Raw genomic sequence first — 21717 nt, forward strand, 5'->3', positions numbered from 1 at the left:
AGGACAGGGAATGCCTGTCCTTTTTGTTTTAGTGATTAAAGTGAAATATCGTTCTGCTCTGTTTTATGATATTTTAATAAACTAAAAGATAAACAAGCGGAACATAAAATAAGAATAGATGCGATGATATAAATTGTACGAACACCGAACATATCAGTAATAATGCCAACGCTAAGCATAGAAAGACCAGAAGCTGTTGAAAGAAGGGCGCCATGTGCTGTATACATTTTTGATAATAAAGAAGGGGTGACACTTGATTGTAAAACAGTCGTTTGAGAAATATCTCTAATTTGATAACATGGTCCCATTAGAACACATAGAAAAAGCGCAATAAATCCGCTGCTCGTCATACCATATAAAAATGTAAGAATGCTAAATATAAGAGAGCCAATCGACATAGATCGCATTAAATTGTTTTGAATATAGGAACTCATTTTCCATGCTAATAGACCACCGATTAACGTGCCAACATAATAACTTGTATTAATATATCCCCACCATTCTTCGCCTTTATGAAGAATAGTCGTAACATATGCCATCGTAATAGCACCAATCCATATTGTCCCGGCGAAAGTTTCAATTAAGTCCATATATGTAACGGTACGGAGAGAAGGATTTTGAAATAAGAGTTTCCAACCTTCCGATAAAGCAGTACTTTTTGAAGAGGGAGGATCTGCTATTCGTTCAGTATGTATGGTACGTAATGAAAAGTGTAATGCAATACATCCAAAAATCATTAACATGTTATTAATCATGAGTGTAGATGTAGCGCCAATGAGAAGAACGATAACACTCGTAAATGAATAAGCGGCGGCTTGCGCAATTTGTGTTGAAAAGGAAAAGATACTATTTACTTTTACTAATTTTTCTTTCGGTGTAAGGCGCGGAAGAATGCTGTATAGTAATGGAGCGCTCCATCCACTACATAATGAAATGAAAAAAATAAAAGTTAATAGAGCTATAATGTTTGTGGATAAGACCGGAAACAAAATCATTAATAATAGTAAAAAGACTGTTTTTAGCCATTGTAGCGTATATAACAACGTATAAGACGGAAAACGATTTATTATTAGTGGTGCAAAGATGTTAGCAATTAGATTTGTGATAACTTGTAATAATGGAAAAAGAGCAGTAATAGTAGCTGATTTAGTTGCTATATAAATATGAGTTGTAATAATCATTACATATACGATGTCAGCGAGAGTAATGCATGTTTTGGAACCTAAGTAGTAGGTTAGTGACAGGTTTCTCAATAAGAATAACACCTCTATAAAAATAGTATTTAGTAATTAGAATAATTGTAATTTAAAAAATGAAATTTTTAAAGAATTTAATTTTTTGTCACTTTTTGAAAGGAATTTTCATGTATAATGAAGAATATATTAATATAGTATTATATTAATAATCATTGTAACAGTGAGTATGTACAATAGCTTGTAGCAAACGCCCAAGTGTAAGAAAGGGCGGATAAACCATTCTTTTCTTCATATACATATAGAAAATGAGAAAGAAAGTGAGGGTTGCATATGGCTGCTTGGGTAATTTGGTTTATAATAGCTGGTATTTTATTTATTGCAGAAATGTTGTCGATTACATTTTACATGCTTTGGCTTGGAATTGGAGCTGTTGTCGGAGGTCTTATTGCTTTGTTTGCTCCTGATGCACTACTGTTACAAGTTACTGTTGGCGCAATTGTAAGTTTAACTTTGACATTCTTTACGAAAAGAATTTCAAAAAACTTTCGAGAAGCAAAAGGTTTTACGGATACAGTAGATATGCTTGTTGGTAAAAAAGGGATTGTTATGCAAGCGATTACAAAAGAAGCGAATGGTATTGTAAAGGTGGATGGAGATACTTGGACAGCTATTGCAGATTCTTCAATTGATGCTGGAGAAAAAGTCGTTGTTATAAAGAGGCATAGTACTATATTACAAGTAAAAAAGGAGAGTGAATAAATATGGTAGCATTAACGTTAACGATTATATTCGCACTAATTGTAGTTACATTTATCGCATTAACAATTAAAATTATTCCTCAGCAAAAAGTTGGGGTTGTTGAAAGATTTGGTAAGTTTCAACGTATCATGCACCCAGGATTAAATATTTTAATCCCAATTGTAGATCGTGTTCGTGTATATCACGACTTACGTATTCAACAAACGAATGTACCACCGCAAAAAGTAATTACGAAAGATAATGTTCAAGTAGAAATAGATACAATTATTTTCTATCAAATTGTTGAACCAGAACTTGCGACATATGGTATTTCAAACTATGAATATGGTGTTCGTAATATTACTTCAGCAACGATGCGTCAAATTATCGGTAAAATGGAACTGGATGAAACGTTATCTGGTCGTGAAAAAATTTCAACAGAAATCCGCTTAGCGCTTGATGAAGCAACAGAAAAATGGGGCGTACGTATTGAACGTGTCGAAGTTGTTGATATTAACCCGCCAAAAGATGTGCAAGCATCAATGGAAAAACAAATGAAGGCTGAGCGTAATAAACGTGCAATTATTTTAGAAGCTGAAGCAGCAAAACAAGATAAAGTTCTTCGTGCTGAAGGGGAAAAGCAAAGTAAAATCTTGATGGCTGAAGGGGATAAAGAAGCGCGTATTCGCGAAGCTGAAGGTATAAGAGAAGCAAAAGAATTAGAGGCACAAGGGGAAGCGCGAGCAATTGAAGAAATCGCAAAAGCAGAACAAAACCGTATTGAATTGCTTCGTGAAGCGAATTTGGATGAGCGCATACTTGCTTACAAATCATTCGAATCATTAGCTGAAGTTGCAAAAGGACCAGCAAATAAAGTCTTTATTCCGTCTAATGCAATTGAAACACTTGGTACTCTTGGGGCAATTGGAGAAATATTTAAAGAAAAACAAGCGAAGAAACTACCTTCAAATGATACAGGAAAAGAACAATAAAAGTGAGGAAGAGAAATGGGATGCCATTTCTCTTTTTTTGTGCGTATATTCCGAAAAGCTTGTACATATCCATGTATAAAGAAGGTGATGCAGTGAAAAAGTATGCAACTCGAATACATGGGAAGAAATTAATTTCGTTACTCCTTTTATATGCGCTAATAGTAATTATAATAGCGTCGATTTTGACGTCACTTTTACATACAATGAAATCGAATTATGCAAATCAATGGTTTGGAAAAGTATCGATGCAAGGTTTTGTTCAAATGATAGAAAGTGAGAATCACTATTACGGATTTGATTATTTTAAGCAGAATAAAAGAGAGTCAGTTGGGAATTTAATGTTCTCTATTGCGACAGATTTGAAAATTAAAGATTTAAGAACATTCGTCGGTAAAGAAGTACCTGGTATGTCAAAGTATTATTCTAATATTATCGTAGCTGGGGAAGGGACAAACTTGACGAATATCCCAAATGAATCTAGTGTACCGATTGAAGAAGTAACGAAAGAACGGGAAGTAGCAAAAGATAAAGTTACAGAAGCGGAAAAGAATAATCCGGTTCAGAAAAAGAACGGAGCGAAAAAAGGTGAAAGTGCAGTATATATTTATCATACACATAGCTGGGAATCCTTCTTTCCATTATTACCAGGGGCAACTGATCCATCTAGCCCAGATGTAAATGTGTCCTTACTAGGAAAACGTATGAAGGAACAACTTGAGGGGCAAGGAATTCCAGTAATTCACGATAAAACGAATATGGGTGATTTATTAGCGAGTAAAAAGTGGGTATGGTATCAGTCATATAAAGCATCTCATGAATATGTAAAAGGAGCATTAGCACAAAATAATAAAATTGCGTTTCCGATTGATATACATCGTGATGATCAGCGTAAGAAAGTAACAACAAAAGTAATTAATGGAAAATCGTATGCAAGATTATATTTTATTATTGGGATGGAAAATGAAGGCCGTGCTGAAAATGAAAAAATTGCAAGAGCGATCAATAGTTATTTAGATGAAAACTATTACGGATTAAGTAGAGGGATTTTTCCGAAGTATAAAAAAGATGGAAATGGCGTTTATAACCAAGATCTATCGAAAAATGCGATGTTAATTGAAGTTGGTGGTGTTGATAATACGTTAGATGAATTATATAACACAATTGATGTGTTAACAGAAGCGTTTAGTAAATATTATTGGAATGATGCGGAAAAAGTGAATGGATGAGGGACGGGAGACCGTTCCTTTTTATTTTGAAATCTTAAAATGTGATATAATAGAATTTTGTGAATGTTAAATAAAGGGGGAGAGAGAAACATGCAAATACTACTAATACGCCACGGAGAATCAGAAGCTGATATTTTACATGTGCATGAAGGACGAGCTGATTTTGAGTTGACTGACAAAGGGAGACGACAAGTACAAAGACTTGTACAGAAAGTGAAAAAAGATTTTGCACCAGATTTCATTTGGGCAAGCACATTAAAACGCGCTCGCGAAACGGGTGAAACATTAGCAGAAGCAATTGGTTGTCCAATTCAATTAGAAGAGGAATTAATGGAGTTTAATAATGGAATACAAGCTGGTTTATCATTTGAAGAAGCAAAGAAATATCCAGAGCCAAAGTTTCTTCATGACCGTTTTGAAAACGGAGAGTCATTTATTGAGTTCCGAATGAGAATAGAAGGGATTTTTTCTAAAATTATGACAGAGAATACATATGATCGAATTGCAATTGTTGCCCATGGAGGCGTAATTAATAGTCTATTACGTGCATTTTTCAAAATGCCAATTTCAATGGACTACTATTTCAAAATGGGAGATACGGGAATAAGTTTAATTGAAATTGAGGGTGAACAAAAAACGGTGCATTTCATTAATGATACGAATCATTTGGACGGGATGTAAAGACTTATGTACAAAGTTGCATTTTTTGATGTTGACGGTACGCTTTTAAGCGAGATTGATAGAAGTATGCACGAAAGTACAAAAGAAGCGGTACAAAGATTAATAGATAAGGGGATTCACGTAGTTGTTACAACAGGGAGACCATATAGTTTATGCTCACAATTTAAGGGGCTAGGCATAAAAACGTATATTTCTGCAAATGGTGCACATATAAAATGTGGGGAAAAAGTTATACATAAATCAGTACTTTCAAGCGAAATCGTTCATGATATTTCAATTTTTGCTGAATTACATGGTCACAGTGTTTCTTACTTTACAGAAGAATTTGCAATGAATGATATTGCCTCCAAAGATGAACGTGTCATACGAGCGTTAAATGAAACTTTAAATTTAGAGCGGTATCCTGACAAAGTTAAAAACTTGTCAGATGAGATGTATTGCATATGTCTGTATGCTGATGAAGCAGAAGCTCAAAAATTCATTGAAAGATATCCAGCACTTACGTTTGACCGTTTTCATGGTTACGTTATGAATGTATTGGAAGATAGTAAAGTATCGAAGCTAACTGCAATTCAAAAAGTATTGGAACATTTAAATATTAGTAAATCAGAAGCCATTGCTTTTGGTGATGGTGGAAATGATATTGAGATGTTGCAGTATGTAGGATTAGGAGTTGCGATGGGAAATGGTGGAGAGGAGTTGAAGAGAAGGGCTGATTTCGTTACAACGAAGGCGAGTGAAGGCGGAATTTCTTATGCCTTAAAGAAGTTGCACATTATTTAAAACTGATAGCTAGTCAGTGTGAAAAATCCTGTTTTAATAATGGGATTTTTTTGTTCAACAATGTGCTTGCAATAAAAGGAAAAATATGAGTATAATGAGAAAGTAATTAGGTAAGCTAATTATTTAATGAGAAAGGAGAGTGAAGATGAATGGATTCAAGAAAAGATTCTCTTCCTTTAGGGATTGAGCCGTACGCAGAGTTAATCAAAAAGACAGCATCAGCGGAAACGGATCCAATTGCAGCAAAACTTGGTTTGTTAATGTTATGGACGTCTGATAATGTTCTTGATGCGGTTGACGTAGATTTAGCTCCGCTTGGTATTTCAGAGAGTAAATTAGATTTTTTACTATTGTTTATTTTGCGTGAAATGGAAGCGAATGGGGAAGAGGTGAACATGAGTCCTTCGGATATTGCGAGTCGATTAGGGATTACACGTGCTTCTGTCACTGGCTTATTAGATTGGATGGAGAAACGAGAGTTAATCGTAAGATTCCACCATTCTGAAGATCGAAGAAGATTAAAGGTGAAAATTACTCCGAAAGGAAAAGAACTAGTTACACATTCTTTACCAACTTTTTGGTTATCTTGCGCTTCGTTAGTTGATGGCTTTAATCAAGAAGAGCGTCAAGTTTTAGAAAAGCTATTAAATAAAATGCAAACAACTATGCAGGTGAAATTAGGAGAAGGTAGGTAAATAAGTTGATTATGAAGATCAACTTATTTATTTGGACATATAATTAGCTTACCTTATTATATGCTTAACTAACTTTATGGACGGTGATAATTTTTGCTATGTAATTAAAATAAATAAGAGTTAAAGGAATGCTATTTTAGTAATTTAGAGAGTTTAAACTAATAAAAACAAATCGTAATAAGGGGGAGAGTTTATGATGGAAATAGGAAAGGAAGTAAATAGTGAAAAGAATTATACAATAATGACAGCAGTATTATGTTGGTCGGGTATGGTAGTTATGTCTAGCCTATATGTAACAATACCTTTAATCTCTCTATTTTCAAACATTTTTAATACGTCATTAGCACAATCGGCAGCTACAGGAAGTATATTTTCTGTTGGCTTTGCTATAGGGTGTTTGTTATTTGGGGCAATTTCTGATAAATATGGACGAAAAAAAGTGATTTTTATTGGATTGCTTGCACTGTCGATTGTTTCTTTTTGCTTAGGGTTTGTAGATAGTTTATTTTGGCTTGTTATTTTTAGAGGTATACAAGGGATAGCAGCAGCTACATTTTCTCCAGTAGCACTAGCCTACGTTGTAGAAATGTTCCCAGTAGAAAGAAGGGTTACAACAATAGGATTTGTTAGTACTGGTTTTTTAGTAGCTGGAATTGTAGGGCAGGTAATAAGTACTGCTGTTAGTCAGCATTTTGGATGGCATATGGTTTTCTTTCTTCTTAGCATTGTCTATATAAGTACTGCTATATGGGTTTATTATTCTCTTCCGAAAGGAGAGACGTCTCAATCCTATACTGATATTTTGGGGCCAATTAAACAGATGGGTAAAGTTTTTACAAATAAAAGCTTAGTATTAAGCTATATAATTGCATTTGTTTTATTAATGGCTTTTGTTAATATATATACTGTTTTAGGGAATTATTTGAGCTCTCCTACTTACAATTTAACTGCAGAACAAATTCTTTATTTTCGCTTAGCGGGGCTATTTGGTATGTTGCTATCACCGCTTGCAGGTCGTTTAACGAAGAGGTTTGAAGTAAGAAAAGTTCTTCAGGGAGGATTGTTGATCGCTATTTTTAGTCTAAGTTCAATGGGCTTTGTTTCGTATCTATCTCTACTTGTAATGATGAGTGTCTGTTTTGTAATAGGTATTGCTATATCCGTTCCGTCTTTAGTTTCTCTTGTAGGTCAATTAGGAGGGAAAGCGAGGGGAATAGCAGTATCTATTTATACTTTTATTTTATTTTTAGGTACTAGTATAGGACCTATCATTTCTATTTATCTAATGAAAATAGGAGGGTATGCTCAAACATTTATTTTATTAGGAATGCTACTTTTTATTGGTTTTGTAGCTTCTCTATTTATAATTAATGAATAAGTGGAAAATCACTCAAATAAAGGAATGCGAGGATCTTTCATATGCTCACATAATAAAAGATGAATTTGTCCACGATGATGATAAAAGTGTGCAACGATTTCAAGTAACCATTCAAAGCGCGAATAAGAAATACCCCAATAGGCAGTCATAACTTCTGCTAATTCTATTTGGGAGTAGGAAAGAAATGTTTTGGAGAGAAGGTTGTATCCTTCAATCATCGTTTGTTGCATTTGAGCAACTGTTACGGGCGTATGTTCTATATAAAAGGTATGTAATTCTTTTTCTGGAATACCATTTAAAATGAGCAAATCAGCATGACAAATAAGAGAAAGATGTGTACACATTTCAAATAATGATCGTTTTGAGTGAATCGGTTGTATTTTTAAATCGTTTTCACTATATTGGTTAAGCATATAAATAGAAGTATCAATAGCAACTTTTAGTTGATGTAATGCAGATTGAACAAACATTGTAATTCTCCTCGTCTCCGTATATAATAGTTTCTTGAGGATATTATATCATACTCAAAATTCCGAAAATTCTAGTAGTTTGACTAGCATAATGAAAAGTATTATATTGTAAAAGGTCATATGAAACGTGAAATAGAATGGAATGCAATTATTGAGTTAGGAGTTAGACCAATGAGTTTGAAATATGGAAGAGATACAATTGTAGAAATTGACTTAAATGCTGTAAAACATAATGTAAAAGAATTTAAAAAACATGTAAATGATGAAGAAATTAAGATGATGGCTGCTGTAAAAGCGAATGGGTATGGCCATGGGGCAGTTGAAGTTGCCAAAGCTGCAATTGAAGCTGGAATAAATCAACTTGCAGTTGCATTTGTAGATGAAGCAATAGAATTAAGAGAAGCAGGAATTACTGTGCCGATTTTAATTTTAGGATACACACCAGTAGCGGCTGTAGAAGATGTAATTCAATATGACGTTATGATGACTGTTTATAGAGTAGAAGATTTACATGGTATAAATGAAATTGCAAACCGTCTTCAAAAGAAAGTACAAATTCAAGTGAAAATTGATACAGGAATGAGTCGTATCGGTTTACAAGAAGAAGAAGTTAAACCATTTTTAGAAGAATTAAACCGTATGGAGTATATAGAAGTAGTAGGGATATTTACGCATTACTCTACGGCAGATGAAATCGATAAATCATATACGAATATGCAAACAAGTTTATTTGAAAAAGCTGTTAATACAGCGAAAGAATTAGGAATTCAAATACCATATATTCATAGTTCAAATAGTGCAGGATCAATGGAATTAAGTAACACATTTCAAAATATGGTGCGCGTTGGAATAGGAGTGTACGGTATGTATCCATCAAAAGAGGTGGATCATTCAGTCGTTTCTTTACAGCCTGCGTTGTCGTTAAAATCAAAAGTGGCTCATATTAAACATGCGAAGAAAAATCGTGGTGTAAGTTATGGGAATACGTATGTAACAACTGGTGAAGAATGGATTGCGACTGTACCAATTGGTTATGCTGATGGTTATAATCGTCAATTATCTAATAAAGGCTATGCGTTAATTAACGGGGTTCGAGTACCTGTAATTGGCCGTGTTTGTATGGATCAGTTAATGTTGGATGTTTCAAAAGCGATGCCAGTACAAGTAGGAGACGAAGTAGTATTCTACGGTAAACAAGGTGAAGAAAATATCACAGTAGAAGAAATAGCGGATATGTTAAGTACAATAAACTATGAAGTTACATGTATGCTAGATAGAAGAATTCCGCGTGTTTATAAAGAAAATGACGAAACAACTGCAGTTGTAAATATATTAAGAAAAAACTGAATCATTTAGATTCAGTTTTTTTATTTTTGGCAAGTGAAAAATGCTCTATTTGTACCGTACGATTGAATATTTTTAAAACCTACAGATTGTAATGCATGAGTAATTTCGTCTTTAGTGTAACATGTTTCTTTAAAAGAAAAGTCACTTCTTTTCCAAATATCATTTGTATCACGTGTAAATAATATGAAATTCATTTCTGCTTTTTTGTTTTTATTATCAAATGTAGAATCAATCGTACAAACATATTCTTTCTCTGAAATATGAAACGAAGCAATCCAGTTTTCAAGAAATCCTTTTTCCATATTCATATCAAATGCGAATATACCCTCGTTATGTAATACGGAGTAAACGTTGTGAAACACACTTTTTAGTTCATCTAAATTCATAATATGGTTTAAACTATCACCGGCAGAGATGACGTAGTGGAATTGCTCATTTATATTGAAATAGCGAGCGTCATCGACGAAAAAGGTTGCATCTGGCGCATTTTCACTTGCATATTCAATCATTTGAGTAGAACCATCTATACCAGTTACTACAAAATTATTATCAAGTAGTTTCCTTGTAAGATGACCAGTCCCGCAACAAAGATCTAAAATATGAGAACGTGGTTGTGCATATTGTAAAACGAGTTTTTCAAAAGCTAGATAGGAGTGTTCGGCAAAATTTCCCCAATGTTTATTATAAATAGATGCGAAAATATCGTAATCAGAATAAATAAGTTTTTTAGACATAAATATTCTCCGTGCTATTCATTAAATTATAATAGTCATGCTTCGTTTTAATTTTAAAACCACATTGTGTATATAGTTTTAAAGCATGGTTATTTTTCGTTTCGACGTCTAATTCAATTGTTGAAGTTCCTTCTGTAATAAGGGTATGTACCATATAACTAAGAATATCTTTTCCATATCCTTTACCTTGATAAGAAGGATGAACGGCGAATCCTGATAATGTAGTAGATTGTTCTTGCTCAGTAACTGTAATTGTTCCAATAGCTTTTTCGTTAATAAGAGCACTGTAAACTTTATGAGAAGGTGAAGTCATCATTTTTTGTAACCATGTAGCCGTATTGTCTACTGAATCACCAAAAGCTTTACTAGAAATTTCAATAAGGTCAAGAAGTGATTCTGAAGCTGCAAGAGTAAGCTGTATATTACTTTCTGTTGTTTTTTGAATTTCGTTTGTTTTGAACTCCATACTATATTCACTATATAAATACGGTAACTTCATATGTTTTACAAATTCATTCCCAGAAATAGAATCCCCATTGATAATAAGAAGAGCTTCATCTGCCTCTCTATTTTGTATTTCTTTCATTGCAGTTTGTAAAAGGGTAGTTCCGAAACGTTGTTTTCTAAAATGAGGATGTACAAAGCCTATTAGTTCAAGCTTTGTTGGTCTTTCGAAATCATACATATTTAAAGTGCCAATTAATTGAGTACCGTTATAAAGAAGAAAATCGTTTATATGATCTTCATTTCGATTTTTTAAAAAGTTGATATGTAAATCTGAAGAGTAATCAAGATTGTCTTGTTGCCCGCAAATATAAGCTAAATCCTTCATTTGCTGTATTTCACTTTCTGTTACAGAACGCTTTTTCTGAATATCCATTGTATACTCCCTCTCAATTGTATTTAAAAATAGGATGGGTGACTTAACCATTCCTTTAATTCCACACTACCTTGCACAGATAACAGTCGGTATAAATAACGATATGGTCGTCTACATTCTTCAAGATGAGGAATAGGCATAATTGTTTCGTAACCACTTTTAAAGGCATGTGCTTCTTTTTCGGTAAGTACATATTCTAGTCCGATAAAATCAAACTCTCGCGGGGCAACCGCGTAAGCTTCAGTATCTACTAAACCCGTAATAGTTGTACCGTCATATAAAAATTGGGTAGGGTCCATATCAAGTAAGACGAGTGTAGCTTCTTTTGGTACGGACAGGGAAGAAAGCTGTGATTCAAAGGTAGGAAAAGCATTTTGTATGCTTTCATCATCGGAATAAAACATATTCACAAGCTCTTTACTCACGTTTAAAATATGTGATTGGAATTCATCTAGTGGAACTTGGAACGTGCCTGACGGATTTCCTATAAAATCGGCTTTAAACTTATGTATTTCTGCAAGTCCTTTTCCTAGGCTAAATAAAATAGAATCTGGTTGCTCGATAAAAGATTGAACTGTGTTACCTACTAACTTTTCGACCACCACAAATTCACGGCCATTTAAAACATGTTTTTCTAATATTGTTGGGATAGGAAGATTCGTATGTTCTTGCAGCAATGTATGTACAGTTTCTAAATGATGGACGTTCCTTGGATCAATTCCAAATAGATTTTTACATCCCCACCAAAAATCATTATTTGGTTCTTCATTCATTTTAGAAGTACGAACGATAACTTCTGTATCTTCTGTTTGAACGAGAAAAACATCACTTGCATGATCTTCATAACCTGGGTGCAAGGCCTGAACGGATAGAATAGTTGAATTGAATAGTTGTTGTAGCATGAAAAGACTCCCTTTTCTGTAAATTCTATAAATTCATTATATAACAGATGATGTGTTATGAGGATAAAGATAAAAAGATTGAAAGCATAGTTACATTTATAGCGAAAATTCATTAAAAACATTATATTTCTACATTTTTGTGTGAATTGTCTAAAAGTATAGTAGTAAGACTTGAATGTAAGACTCATATCTTTAAATCTATGAAGAGTAAAAGTAAAATTAAGCATTCATTTATAAGATTGTGAATCAAAATAATGTAGACTATAGAAAATATTTCTCAATAATAAAATGAAGAGAAAAGCATGAAGAAGTAGAATGCATTCATTTATAATAGACTTAAATTAATTAATATAATTAATTGTTAACTTTATAAGATTGACTGGATAGGAGAGAATATTATGGCAAATGTACTCGTAATAAATTTCCCTGGGGAAGGTCATATTAATCCGACTTTAGCTATTGTAAGTGAGTTAATCCAACGAGGAGAAACAGTTGTTTCGTATTGTATTGAAGATTATAGAAAGAAGATTGAAGCAACAGGTGCAGAATTCCGAGTGTTTGAGAATTTTCTCTCTCAAATTAATATTATGGAACGAGTAAATGAAGGTGGGAGCCCTTTGACGATGCTATCTCATATGATTGAAGCATCAGAGCGTATTGTTACTCAAATTGTAGAAGAAACAAAAGAGGAAAAATATGATTATTTAATATATGATAATCATTTTCCAGTAGGACGTATTATAGCGAATATTTTACAATTACCAAGCGTTTCATCTTGTACAACGTTTGCTGTTAATCAGTACATTAATTTTCATGATGGGCAAGAATCGAGACAAGTAGACGAAATGAATCCATTATATCAATCTTGTTTAGCGGGAATGGAAAGATGGAATAAGCAGTATGGAATGAAATGTAATAGTATGTATGATATTATGAACCATCCTGGTGATATTACGATTGTATATACTTCAAAAGAATATCAGCCGCGTTCAGATTTATTTGATGAATCGTATAAATTTGTAGGTCCATCAATTGCTACTCGAAAAGAAGTGGGGAGTTTTCCTACCGAAGATTTAAAAAATGAAAAAGTGATTTTCATTTCTATGGGAACAGTTTTTAATGAACAACCTGCTTTGTATGAAAAATGTTTTGAAGCGTTTAAAGATGTAGATGCGACAGTCGTATTAGTCGTTGGTAAGAAGATAAATATAAGTCAATTTGAAAATATCCCGAAAAACTTTAAGTTGTATAATTATGTCCCGCAATTAGAAGTTTTACAGCATGCTGATGTATTCGTGACACATGGTGGTATGAATAGTTCGAGTGAAGCGTTATATTACGGTGTTTCATTAGTTGTAATTCCGGTAACAGGAGATCAGCCATTCGTTGCAAAACGATTGACTGAAGTAGGGGCAGGCATAACACTTAATCGTAACGAGTTAACTTCTGAATTGTTACGTGAGACTGTAAAGAAAGTAATGGATGATGTGACGTTTAAGGAAAATAGTCGTAAAGTGGGAGAGTCACTTAGAAATGCTGGTGGATATCAAAGGGCAGTTGAGGAAATATTTGAATTAAAAATGAAGCCGTACGTAAAGATTAAATAGATGTTAGAAACACACTTACTTTTAATTTGTAAGTGTGTTTCTAGTATTACGTGTTACATAAAAATAGCGATAAAGGTGAAACTTTTTTGTATATAAATCGATACCTTTGAATTAGTAGTAAAATTACGTTAAAATAATACTAAGAAAATATATAAGTTTTGGGGGTAATGAATGAAGAAAGTATTTGAATACGTATTATTAACAATTGGCTCAATTATAGTAGCAGGTTCATTAGAGCTTATTTTAGCACCTAATGGATTAGTAGATGGCGGGGTAACGGCTATTGCTATTATGGCAAATAAAGTCGCAGGATTGCCGCTTTATGGTGTGTTCTTAGGAATTAATATCCCAATTTTATTATTTACTGCAAAAGTAATGGGAAAGAAATTTTTTATTCGTACATCTTATGCGAATGTAGTTACAACACTCGGATTAATTTATTTAAAACCATTTCCAGCAATTACGACTTCTGAGTTATTAATTGTACTTTATGGTGGAGTGCTGTTCGGAATTGGTGTTGGGATTGTTGTTAAAATGGGTGGAGCAATTGACGGTTCGGAAATGTTAGCAGTTTGGATGAATAAACACTTTAATGTACCGATTAGTACATTTTTACTTGCAGTAAATGCAGTTATTTTCATCTTTGTTGCCATTTTATTTTCAATCGAACAAGCGATGTTCTCATTAGCCATTTTCTATATTGTTACGAAAATGATTGATTTTATATTAGATGGTATAAATCAAGGTAAGAGCGTTATGATTATTTCTGGTAAGAATAAAGAAATAGGCGATTTACTTATGAAAGAATTGCAACTATCTGTTACGTATCTACATGGAGAAGGTGGTTTTTTAGGGGAGCATAAGAGAATCATTTATTGCATTACAAACCGATTCATTTATCCGAAAATGAAAGATCTCGTTCTCTCTGTAGATCCAACCGCTATAATTGAAGCTTCTTATTCAACAGAAACGACTGGTGTGAAACGTCCGGGAAGGAAAGCTAGGTCAGGTGAATAACTAGCAGAAGGCTGTCCAAAAAGTTATTTTGGAACAGCCTTCTTTTTTATTTTGTTGAATTGTTAGTATGTTACAAGTTAAACCCACTGTTAACAAGTTTCCTTGCAACTAGGGAACCAAGCGTCTTTCAATAATGTAGCCAACGTTTCAATTTTATTTTCTGGAATACTACCAAAACCGAGTAATACGTATGATTCCTTACGTAAATCATTCACGAAATCATATGGAGAAAGCGGGTATAATTTAACGCTTTGTTTTTTAGCGGATTCAATCAGTTCGTTTTCATTCATACTGTTATGGACACATAAAACAATATGAAGTCCGGACTGTTCGCCAAGAATTTGAACATTAGCCCCCATTTCTTTCATAATGGATTTTACTAACGCATGATGTTTTCTTTTATATAGTGTACGACTCCGGTTAAGATGACGTTCCCAATTCCCGCTTTGTATAAAGTTAGCAAAAGCAAGTTGTTGTATTGTAGCGACTGTTTGTTTGAAAATTCCATGCAGTTCTTGATATGTTTTAAAAAGATGTGGTGGTAAAACAACATATCCCATTCGTAAAGAAGGTAAAAAAGATTTTGAGAAAGTTCCCATATAAATAACGCGTTCATTTGAATCAAGACTTTGTAAAGAAGGAATTGGCTTACCAGCGTAGCGAAACTCTCCGTCATAGTCATCTTCAATAATGTATCCATTGCAATCATTAGCCCACTTTAACAATTCTGTTCTTCTAGATAAAGGCATAATAATCCCGAGTGGAAATTGGTGTGATGGTGTTACGTATGCGACATTGGCATTTGTGTTATATAAGCTAGAAATATCAATACCTTTTTCATCCAATGGTATGGGATGAATTTGTCTATCACAGCTTTTAATGATTGCGTGTATACGGTGAAATCCAGGGTTTTCAATGCCGTATTCTTTTGTAGGGCCAAGCAGTTGAAGTAGTAGCCAGAGAAGTGGCTGCGTTCCGGCACCGATCACAATTTGATCAGGTGAAGAATGTACACCGCGAGAATGATATAAATATGTTGATATATGCTCTCGAAGAGCGAATTCACCTTGAGGGTCTTCTTTGGAAAATAGTGCATTTTCGTATGTAAGTATGGATTCTTGTAATGCTCGTTTCCAATTTGTAATCGGAAATGTATTTTGATCAATAAGCCCTTGGCTACAATCATATTCGAATTTTTCGTCTATTAAATTGCTCGTCTTCATTGCTGCATTTCGTTTTTTATTTGGGATAACGTCAATATCGAAATTTGCTACAAAAATACCACGTTTCGGTTTACTTTCTACATAACCTTCAGCTAATAATTGTTGATAAGCTGATTCAACAGTGATGCGGCTAATATTAAGTTGTGATGCTAAATTTCTGTGTGAGGGTAGACGTGTGCCAACAGAAATACTCCCTTGTATAATTTCAGCTTTTATATAGTCGTAAATTTGCAAGTAAATAGGTGTGTTACTTTGTAATTGCAATGGGATAGTAAAATCCATATAAAACTCTCCTTTAAAACTGGCCTTATAAAAAATACTTAAACTGTCACTTAAGTAAAGGGCAGTTACTTTCTATAATAATGATATAACATTTAGAAAATTAAATAAATAGTTAGAGGAGAGTTAAAAATGAATGTTAAAGAAGTAGTAACAGAAGAGCAATTACATGAAGTATTACCTGTTTTACAGCAATTAAGAACGAAACTTTCAAAAGAGGAAACAAGCTCTTTATTTCGAAATATGAAAGAAGAAAATTATAAACTATTTTCGCTGCGTAATGAGGAGGATGAAGTTGTTAGCCTTGCAGGTGTAGCGATTTGTACGAACTTTTATAATAAGAAGCACGTTTTCGTATATGACCTTGTAACGGCAGACGCACATCGTTCAAAAGGACATGGAAATGTATTACTTTCGTATATAGAGAACTGGGGAAAGGAAAACGGATGTGAATCTATCGTCCTCACATCAGCATTTGCAAGAATTGATGCGCATCGTTTTTATGAAAGAGAAGGGTATGATAAAGTGAGTTATTCTTTTCATAAAGAATTATAAAAAATAAGAAGAAGTTGTCCCGCAAAAGTTGGGAACAGCTTCTTCTTATTTTTTAAGTTATTATTAAACCGTAAATAGGTTGTAAGTTATGGTATATGTATTTGAAAAGGTTATATAGTGTATTTTGTCGAATTATTTTAATTTAATAAAGAGAATGATTGGAGCGCTTATACTTGAAGAAAATAAAGAAACTATCAATCCCTAATGATGCTAGAGTTATCGTCATATCTGATATTCATGGAGAATTAAATCTTTTAAAAGAAGCACTACATAAAGTTAACTTTAAAGATGAAGATTATTTAATTATTAATGGAGATCTTTGCGAGAAAGGACGAGATAGCGTAGGCGTAGTAAACTATGTTATGAATCTTGTAAAGAACAATTCAAAGGTTCACGTTGTTGAAGGAAATTGTGAAGTTTTAGTTGATGCTCTTCTAAATGAAAATCCTCGTCTTATTAATTATTTATGTACGAGAAAGCATTCGATTTTTAATGAATGGCTAGAGCAATTGGATTTTTCAGTTCATGAAGGCACTTCAATTCGTGAAGTGAGAGAAGCATTGCAAAGTGAATTTTCACAAGAAATACATTGGCTAACGGAGTTACCGACAGCGATTGAAACAGAAGATTATATTTTTGTGCATGCCGGGCTAGAAGATAGAGTAGATTGGAAAGAAACAGAGCGCAAAAATGCGATAGCAATGCCAGAGTTTTTTAATAAATCACATAAAGCAAATAAGTATGTAATAGTGGGTCATTGGCCTGTCGTGAACTATTCTGAAGAAGCACCGTCTAACAATCCAGTTATTGATGAGGAGAAAAAAATTATTGCAATAGATGGAGGAAATGCAATTAAAGAAGCAGGACAATTAAATGCATTTATCATTCAGAGGAAACAAACGGGCGATACGTTTTCTTATACATATGTAGACTATTTTCCAGGGTACGAAGTAATAGCGGATTTTAATGCGAATTCAGAAATGCAGGGCGGAGTGACATATCCGTATTATTACATAGAGCCTATCGAGAAGATGCAAGATTACACAATATGTAAGCAAAAGGAAACAAATAAATTACTCACTGTAAAAAATGAATACATGAAACAACTTGAGTCAGGTGAATATACAGTGAAAACTGATATTTCTTGTGCGCAAATAAGCGTTAGAAAAGGAGAGATCGTTTCTCTCATTGATGGTAGTTGTTCAGGATATGATTTAATTAAAAAAGATGGTGTAGAGGGGTGGATAGAGAAAGGCATTTTGCTTGAGCAGAAATAGGAGGGATGTAACCTCCTATTTTTTATTGCCTATTTTGCGCCTTCGTACTTCAATTAACCTTTTAAATTAGTGGACTGCCTGCTGTCTTTAATAAGTAAATAAATCGTACTCGGTAGAATGATAAGCGTCATTCCTAAAAGAATTGCTAGTATGCCATAACCTCTATAGGGAGCAGAAACGCTAAAAGGAAGTATCGCTAAAAAAATACCTGCTATCATCATTGAAATACTACTAATATTTGAAGCTCTTTTTTCGAGGTGCTTATCATTCCATTCTAATGAAACGGTTGATTTAGTCGTATCAATTTTGGAACTGAAATAACCTATTAATATAAATAAAAGCCCTAATGCTAAAAATATGAAATGATCAAGAGGAAGTGAAAAGCCAAGAGCGATGAGGGCAATGACAATATCGACAAAAAATAAGAATAGTAACATTGTGTTGCCGATCCAATGGAGAAATTTCTGGTTACTCGCTGCTTTAGATAAAGCTAAAAATACAAAGAATAAGAAGGAACATATAATTATATTTACGATTACAAAAGTGCTTTTATCCATTGTTGATGTAGGCGTTCCATTGAAGTCCCATTTCGTAACAATATTTGATGGTAAGAAGAAATATAGAATAATATTTGTCGTAATAATAGTGAGAAATAAAGCAATACTAAATTGATTATTCATTGAATCACCAGCTTTCTAAATCAATAATTGGTATCTTATAACAAAATTATACAATATAATATATGATATTAGTTTTGATTTTTCTGAAAAAATATTATAATTATATATGAAATAAAGGTGAATGCAGGAGGGAATTATGCAAAACGTTGTATTAAAGGGGAAGAAAGTTACAATTCGTACAATAGAAGAATCGGATATAGAAACATTATGGAATATCATATTTAAAGAAGAAAGCCCAGAATGGAAGAAATGGGATGCGCCATATTTCCCGTTCTCAATGCAAGAATACTCTTCCTATAAAGAGAAGATGCAAACTCGTTTGAAAGAAGAACCACTGTCAAATTTAATTATAGAAAATAACGGTCAAATCATTGGGACAGTCGGGTTTTATTGGGAATATAAACCGACGCGTTGGTTAGAGATGGGGCTTGTGATTTATGATCCAACATACTGGAATGGTGGATACGGTACAGAAACATTGACATTATATAGAGATTTGCTATTTGAAAAAATGGAGATTGGTAGAGTAGGAATCACGACTTGGTCTGGCAATGAACGAATGATGAAAGTAGCGGAGAAAATAGGAATGAGCTTAGAAGGTAGAATGCGAAAGTGTCGTTATTATAAAGGAACATACTATGATTCTATTCGAATGGGAATGATTCGTGAAGAATGGGAAGCACTATGTGTAACGAAGGGGTGAGAAAGATTGTACGCTATTATTGCTACATTTGATCGTGTATTTACTAATAAAATTACAGAACTGCAAAATGAATTAACGAATATAATGGGAACAAATCAATTAGCTGGAGTAGAACCTCATATCACGATTGCGGATTATAATGAGTTAGATGTTCATTTGTATACGGAGAAACTAGGGGAGTTTGTAGCTATTCAAGAAAATATGGACGCAGTAACTTTTCCTTCTGTTGGAATTTTTCCTACTAATGGAACGGTCTTTCTAGCACCGATTGTTACCGATGAATTGTTAAAACTTCATCATTCTTATCATGATTATTTTAAAAATTTTCATGACAATCCAAATTCATATTACGTACCGGGAAAATGGGTTCCGCATTGTACGATTGCGAATCATTTGAATTCAACTCAGTTTTTAAGTGCGATGGAGTATATATATGAGAATTTTGATGTTACAACAGCCTCGATTGAAAAGTTAAAATTAATTAAGGTGAATTATGAAAATGGTTCTGCCGTTTCTTCTAGTATATTAGCAGAATGTAATTTAAAGAGAATGGAGACATCGAGATGACATATATAATTAGAGAAATGAAGCAAGAAGACATTCACGCTGTACAATCAGTAGCAAAAATAGCTTGGCATGATACATATGAAGGCATTATTCCAAGAGAAATTCAAGACAGTTTTTTAGACGAGGCATATTCTGATGAAAAAATGAAATATCGTCTTAAAAATACACATTTATTCGTTGCGGAAGAAGAGGGAGAAGTAATAGGATTTGCTAACTTTTCACCTGTTAGACTACAAAATGAAGCGGAATTAGGTGCGATTTATTTGTTACCAGATCAGCAAGGAAAAGGGATCGGAAGTGCTTTATTACAAAGAGGGATTAAGGAATTAAATGGGATACGTAAATTGTACATACATGTAGAAGCAGCAAATGAAAAAGGAAAACGCTTTTATGAAGCGAAAGGTTTTGCTGAATTAGAGCAATTTGAAGAAGACTTTGAAGGACATATGATGCAGACAGTAAGGATGGTTTTATATGTATAAGGAGGACTAGCAATGAAAATTTTTGATTTTAGTGAAAAAAGTAGGAAAGCACATATCGGTATTTCAATCTAATTTCATAATGTCGAAAATAGTAAACCATCAAGGAAATGTACATATCGGTGCTATGCGTTTACAAGAGAATGGAATCATCGGTTATCATGAAGCAGTTGTATCTCAACTGCTTCTTATTGTGGACGGAGCAGGATATGTATGTGGGGCAAATAAAAAAAAGATAAAGGTAGAGGCGGGACAAGCTGTGTTTTGGGAGAAGGGAGAGCCCCATGAAACAAGTACAGAACAAGGATTAACGGCAATTGTTATGGAGGCGGAGAATCTTGAACAAGGGATAGTAATGCCTATTATTCCAGGGGAGTTGTGAAAAATGATAATTAAGGCAAATCAAGAAGATACCAATGAAATATTAAAACATACAGCTCAAGCGCTTTTTGAAGGGACGAGAGGAAATTGTCAATTAAGTACCGAGAAAGCGATTGAAATTACAAAGCCGATTGTAGAAAAAGGAGCATTTTATTTAATCATTAAAGAAGAAAATAAAGTAATGGGATGGATATTAATAGGGGAAAATACAGACTATTTTTCTTGTGAAAAACTTGGATTTATATATGAATTGTACGTTTTCCCAGAATATCGCGGGAAAGGATTATCGAGAGAACTGATGGAAGCTGGTATTAAGGAATTGAAGGAGAAGTATTCAGAAATTAGGTTGAATGTATTTACTGGGAACTTTGCAAAAGAGATGTACGAAGAGTTTGGGTTTGTTGAAAGACAGGTAATTATGACTTTGAAGTGAGTATAATAGTCTGAATGAGGGAAGCGAAAGCATGAGAAAAGAAAATGAGTATGTATAAAAGCCGATTTTAAATCGGCTTTTAATTATCGATACATCGTCTATTCTTATATTTTCTATGTTATTGCCATATAGCCTACCTAAAAAGATGGCTCTTATTATTTTTGTTTTAATTTTAGGAGCTATTTCCTTAGGGGCGAATAAAGTGGTAGGACGAATACATAACAAATTTAAACAATAATAAAGTTTGAAAAAGGATAGGGATAATCCACTATTAATTAGGAAAAGAAACGGGATTATACGTTAGAGATGGTTATCGGATAGGTGGTACCATTAAATTGAAGGATTAAGAGAGGGGCATATTAATATGCAATCATTTAAGGCTGGAAAATATATTACATATGTTGCAGTTGTGATACTTCTTATATTTTCTATGTTATTGCCATATAGCCTACCTAAAAAGATGGCTCTTATTATTTTTGTTTTAATTTTAGGAG

The 21717-nt window shown here is 33.5% G+C and carries 23 protein-coding genes and 1 pseudogene; 17 read left to right on the top strand and 7 right to left on the bottom strand.

The window, feature by feature from the left end; all coding sequences use genetic code 11:
* Positions 1-35: 35 nt before the first annotated feature.
* A complete protein-coding gene (locus AC1Q51_RS01545) occupies positions 36-1253 on the bottom strand; it encodes an MFS transporter (RefSeq protein ID WP_492331326.1) in 1218 nt (405 codons plus the stop codon).
* Positions 1254-1526: 273 nt separating this feature from the next.
* Here AC1Q51_RS01545 and AC1Q51_RS01550 point away from each other — a divergent pair, with 273 nt between their 5' ends.
* The 7 genes from AC1Q51_RS01550 (at position 1527) to AC1Q51_RS01580 (ending at position 7689) form a co-directional block, all read left to right on the top strand.
* Positions 1527-1955 (top strand): NfeD family protein, encoded by a 429-nt coding sequence (locus AC1Q51_RS01550; protein ID WP_097821820.1) that lies wholly within the window; start codon positions 1527-1529, stop codon positions 1953-1955.
* A 2-nt stretch (positions 1956-1957) separates the two neighbouring features.
* On the top strand, positions 1958-2926 hold the full coding sequence (locus AC1Q51_RS01555) for an SPFH domain-containing protein (protein ID WP_000226254.1): 969 nt from the start codon (positions 1958-1960) through the stop codon (positions 2924-2926).
* A 20-nt stretch (positions 2927-2946) separates the two neighbouring features.
* Positions 2947-4152 (top strand): stage II sporulation protein P, encoded by a 1206-nt coding sequence (gene spoIIP, locus AC1Q51_RS01560; RefSeq protein WP_307838012.1) that lies wholly within the window; start codon positions 2947-2949, stop codon positions 4150-4152.
* 90 nt (positions 4153-4242) lie between these two features.
* Positions 4243-4833: a histidine phosphatase family protein gene (locus AC1Q51_RS01565; RefSeq protein ID WP_001166441.1), complete on the top strand. Its 591-nt coding sequence runs from the start codon at positions 4243-4245 to the stop codon at positions 4831-4833.
* Positions 4834-4839: 6 nt separating this feature from the next.
* Positions 4840-5616, top strand: a complete 777-nt coding sequence (locus tag AC1Q51_RS01570) for a Cof-type HAD-IIB family hydrolase (RefSeq protein WP_089170859.1) — start codon at positions 4840-4842, stop codon at positions 5614-5616.
* Positions 5617-5765: 149 nt separating this feature from the next.
* On the top strand, positions 5766-6311 hold the full coding sequence (locus AC1Q51_RS01575) for a MarR family winged helix-turn-helix transcriptional regulator (protein WP_000378333.1): 546 nt from the start codon (positions 5766-5768) through the stop codon (positions 6309-6311).
* A gap of 196 nt (positions 6312-6507) precedes the next feature.
* On the top strand, positions 6508-7689 hold the full coding sequence (locus AC1Q51_RS01580) for an MFS transporter (RefSeq protein WP_139213216.1): 1182 nt from the start codon (positions 6508-6510) through the stop codon (positions 7687-7689).
* 8 nt (positions 7690-7697) lie between these two features.
* On the opposite strand, the gene AC1Q51_RS01585 is transcribed toward AC1Q51_RS01580, so the two are convergent.
* Positions 7698-8159: a DinB family protein gene (locus tag AC1Q51_RS01585; protein WP_000498006.1), complete on the bottom strand. Its 462-nt coding sequence runs from the start codon at positions 8157-8159 to the stop codon at positions 7698-7700.
* Between the two features lie 171 nt (positions 8160-8330).
* On the opposite strand from AC1Q51_RS01585, the gene alr reads away from it, so the two are divergent.
* On the top strand, positions 8331-9506 hold the full coding sequence (gene alr, locus AC1Q51_RS01590; RefSeq protein ID WP_002093966.1) for an alanine racemase: 1176 nt from the start codon (positions 8331-8333) through the stop codon (positions 9504-9506).
* Positions 9507-9526: 20 nt separating this feature from the next.
* Here alr and AC1Q51_RS01595 read toward each other — a convergent pair whose 3' ends face one another.
* From AC1Q51_RS01595 to AC1Q51_RS01605, 3 genes are read right to left on the bottom strand one after another with little or no spacing between them, the layout of a single operon-like run.
* Positions 9527-10240 carry a class I SAM-dependent methyltransferase gene (locus tag AC1Q51_RS01595; RefSeq protein ID WP_000038495.1) on the bottom strand — a complete coding sequence of 238 codons (714 nt, stop codon included), beginning with the start codon at positions 10238-10240 and terminating at the stop codon, positions 9527-9529.
* The gene (locus tag AC1Q51_RS01600; RefSeq protein WP_069355469.1) at positions 10233-11120 is read right to left on the bottom strand and encodes a GNAT family N-acetyltransferase; all 888 of its coding nucleotides are present in this window, start codon (positions 11118-11120) and stop codon (positions 10233-10235) included. The genes AC1Q51_RS01595 and AC1Q51_RS01600 overlap by 8 nt, the downstream gene beginning before the upstream one ends.
* A gap of 23 nt (positions 11121-11143) precedes the next feature.
* Positions 11144-12022 (bottom strand): aminoglycoside phosphotransferase family protein, encoded by an 879-nt coding sequence (locus AC1Q51_RS01605; RefSeq protein ID WP_016512970.1) that lies wholly within the window; start codon positions 12020-12022, stop codon positions 11144-11146.
* A 398-nt stretch (positions 12023-12420) separates the two neighbouring features.
* On the opposite strand from AC1Q51_RS01605, the gene AC1Q51_RS01610 reads away from it, so the two are divergent.
* Positions 12421-13629 (top strand): macrolide family glycosyltransferase, encoded by a 1209-nt coding sequence (locus AC1Q51_RS01610; RefSeq protein ID WP_088020754.1) that lies wholly within the window; start codon positions 12421-12423, stop codon positions 13627-13629.
* 171 nt (positions 13630-13800) lie between these two features.
* On the top strand, positions 13801-14646 hold the full coding sequence (locus AC1Q51_RS01615) for a YitT family protein (protein ID WP_000755126.1): 846 nt from the start codon (positions 13801-13803) through the stop codon (positions 14644-14646).
* Between the two features lie 89 nt (positions 14647-14735).
* Here the strand turns inward: AC1Q51_RS01615 and pdxR are convergent, their stop codons facing one another.
* Positions 14736-16151, bottom strand: a complete 1416-nt coding sequence (gene pdxR / locus AC1Q51_RS01620; protein WP_492331327.1) for a MocR-like pyridoxine biosynthesis transcription factor PdxR — start codon at positions 16149-16151, stop codon at positions 14736-14738.
* Between the two features lie 129 nt (positions 16152-16280).
* Here pdxR and AC1Q51_RS01625 point away from each other — a divergent pair, with 129 nt between their 5' ends.
* Both AC1Q51_RS01625 and AC1Q51_RS01630 read left to right on the top strand, forming a co-directional pair.
* Positions 16281-16703, top strand: coding sequence for a GNAT family N-acetyltransferase (locus AC1Q51_RS01625; protein WP_001101119.1), 423 nt, complete (start codon positions 16281-16283; stop codon positions 16701-16703).
* A gap of 173 nt (positions 16704-16876) precedes the next feature.
* Positions 16877-17980 (top strand): metallophosphoesterase, encoded by a 1104-nt coding sequence (locus AC1Q51_RS01630; RefSeq protein WP_100910335.1) that lies wholly within the window; start codon positions 16877-16879, stop codon positions 17978-17980.
* A gap of 53 nt (positions 17981-18033) precedes the next feature.
* Here the strand turns inward: AC1Q51_RS01630 and AC1Q51_RS01635 are convergent, their stop codons facing one another.
* Complete coding sequence (locus AC1Q51_RS01635; protein ID WP_053564673.1) at positions 18034-18660, bottom strand: DUF1648 domain-containing protein; 627 nt, start codon at positions 18658-18660, stop codon at positions 18034-18036.
* A 136-nt stretch (positions 18661-18796) separates the two neighbouring features.
* Between AC1Q51_RS01635 and AC1Q51_RS01640 the strand changes: the two genes are divergently transcribed.
* From AC1Q51_RS01640 to AC1Q51_RS01660, 5 genes and pseudogenes are all read left to right on the top strand, one after another.
* Positions 18797-19363, top strand: a complete 567-nt coding sequence (locus AC1Q51_RS01640) for a GNAT family N-acetyltransferase (RefSeq protein WP_001181849.1) — start codon at positions 18797-18799, stop codon at positions 19361-19363.
* A 6-nt stretch (positions 19364-19369) separates the two neighbouring features.
* Positions 19370-19930 carry a 2'-5' RNA ligase family protein gene (locus tag AC1Q51_RS01645; RefSeq protein ID WP_090976278.1) on the top strand — a complete coding sequence of 187 codons (561 nt, stop codon included), beginning with the start codon at positions 19370-19372 and terminating at the stop codon, positions 19928-19930.
* Positions 19927-20412, top strand: a complete 486-nt coding sequence (locus AC1Q51_RS01650) for a GNAT family N-acetyltransferase (protein ID WP_000221051.1) — start codon at positions 19927-19929, stop codon at positions 20410-20412. The genes AC1Q51_RS01645 and AC1Q51_RS01650 overlap by 4 nt, the downstream gene beginning before the upstream one ends.
* Positions 20413-20424: 12 nt before the next feature.
* Positions 20425-20791, top strand: a pseudogene (locus tag AC1Q51_RS01655) (cupin).
* A gap of 3 nt (positions 20792-20794) precedes the next feature.
* On the top strand, positions 20795-21223 hold the full coding sequence (locus AC1Q51_RS01660) for a GNAT family N-acetyltransferase (protein ID WP_000584233.1): 429 nt from the start codon (positions 20795-20797) through the stop codon (positions 21221-21223).
* Positions 21224-21717: the final 494 nt, after the last annotated feature.

The sequence above is a fragment of the Bacillus sp. MT94 genome, assembly GCF_058792475.1.

Excerpts from the sequence above, each read along its gene's own strand:
- AC1Q51_RS01570 (WP_089170859.1), top strand. The coding sequence starts at position 4,840 with ATGTACAAAGTTGCATTTTTTGATGTTGACGGTACGCTTTTAAGCGAG.
- AC1Q51_RS01565 (WP_001166441.1), top strand. The coding sequence starts at position 4,243 with ATGCAAATACTACTAATACGCCACGGAGAATCAGAAGCTGATATTTTA.
- AC1Q51_RS01650 (WP_000221051.1), top strand. The coding sequence starts at position 19,927 with ATGACATATATAATTAGAGAAATGAAGCAAGAAGACATTCACGCTGTA.
- AC1Q51_RS01595 (WP_000038495.1), bottom strand. The coding sequence starts at position 10,240 with ATGTCTAAAAAACTTATTTATTCTGATTACGATATTTTCGCATCTATT.
- AC1Q51_RS01625 (WP_001101119.1), top strand. The coding sequence starts at position 16,281 with ATGAATGTTAAAGAAGTAGTAACAGAAGAGCAATTACATGAAGTATTA.
- AC1Q51_RS01600 (WP_069355469.1), bottom strand. The coding sequence starts at position 11,120 with ATGGATATTCAGAAAAAGCGTTCTGTAACAGAAAGTGAAATACAGCAA.
- pdxR (WP_492331327.1), bottom strand. The coding sequence starts at position 16,151 with ATGGATTTTACTATCCCATTGCAATTACAAAGTAACACACCTATTTAC.
- AC1Q51_RS01660 (WP_000584233.1), top strand. The coding sequence starts at position 20,795 with ATGATAATTAAGGCAAATCAAGAAGATACCAATGAAATATTAAAACAT.
- AC1Q51_RS01640 (WP_001181849.1), top strand. The coding sequence starts at position 18,797 with ATGCAAAACGTTGTATTAAAGGGGAAGAAAGTTACAATTCGTACAATA.
- spoIIP (WP_307838012.1), top strand. The coding sequence starts at position 2,947 with ATGCCATTTCTCTTTTTTTGTGCGTATATTCCGAAAAGCTTGTACATA.
- AC1Q51_RS01575 (WP_000378333.1), top strand. The coding sequence starts at position 5,766 with ATGGATTCAAGAAAAGATTCTCTTCCTTTAGGGATTGAGCCGTACGCA.
- AC1Q51_RS01615 (WP_000755126.1), top strand. The coding sequence starts at position 13,801 with ATGAAGAAAGTATTTGAATACGTATTATTAACAATTGGCTCAATTATA.
- AC1Q51_RS01635 (WP_053564673.1), bottom strand. The coding sequence starts at position 18,660 with ATGAATAATCAATTTAGTATTGCTTTATTTCTCACTATTATTACGACA.
- alr (WP_002093966.1), top strand. The coding sequence starts at position 8,331 with ATGAGTTTGAAATATGGAAGAGATACAATTGTAGAAATTGACTTAAAT.
- AC1Q51_RS01550 (WP_097821820.1), top strand. The coding sequence starts at position 1,527 with ATGGCTGCTTGGGTAATTTGGTTTATAATAGCTGGTATTTTATTTATT.
- AC1Q51_RS01580 (WP_139213216.1), top strand. The coding sequence starts at position 6,508 with ATGGAAATAGGAAAGGAAGTAAATAGTGAAAAGAATTATACAATAATG.
- AC1Q51_RS01555 (WP_000226254.1), top strand. The coding sequence starts at position 1,958 with ATGGTAGCATTAACGTTAACGATTATATTCGCACTAATTGTAGTTACA.
- AC1Q51_RS01605 (WP_016512970.1), bottom strand. The coding sequence starts at position 12,022 with ATGCTACAACAACTATTCAATTCAACTATTCTATCCGTTCAGGCCTTG.
- AC1Q51_RS01585 (WP_000498006.1), bottom strand. The coding sequence starts at position 8,159 with ATGTTTGTTCAATCTGCATTACATCAACTAAAAGTTGCTATTGATACT.
- AC1Q51_RS01610 (WP_088020754.1), top strand. The coding sequence starts at position 12,421 with ATGGCAAATGTACTCGTAATAAATTTCCCTGGGGAAGGTCATATTAAT.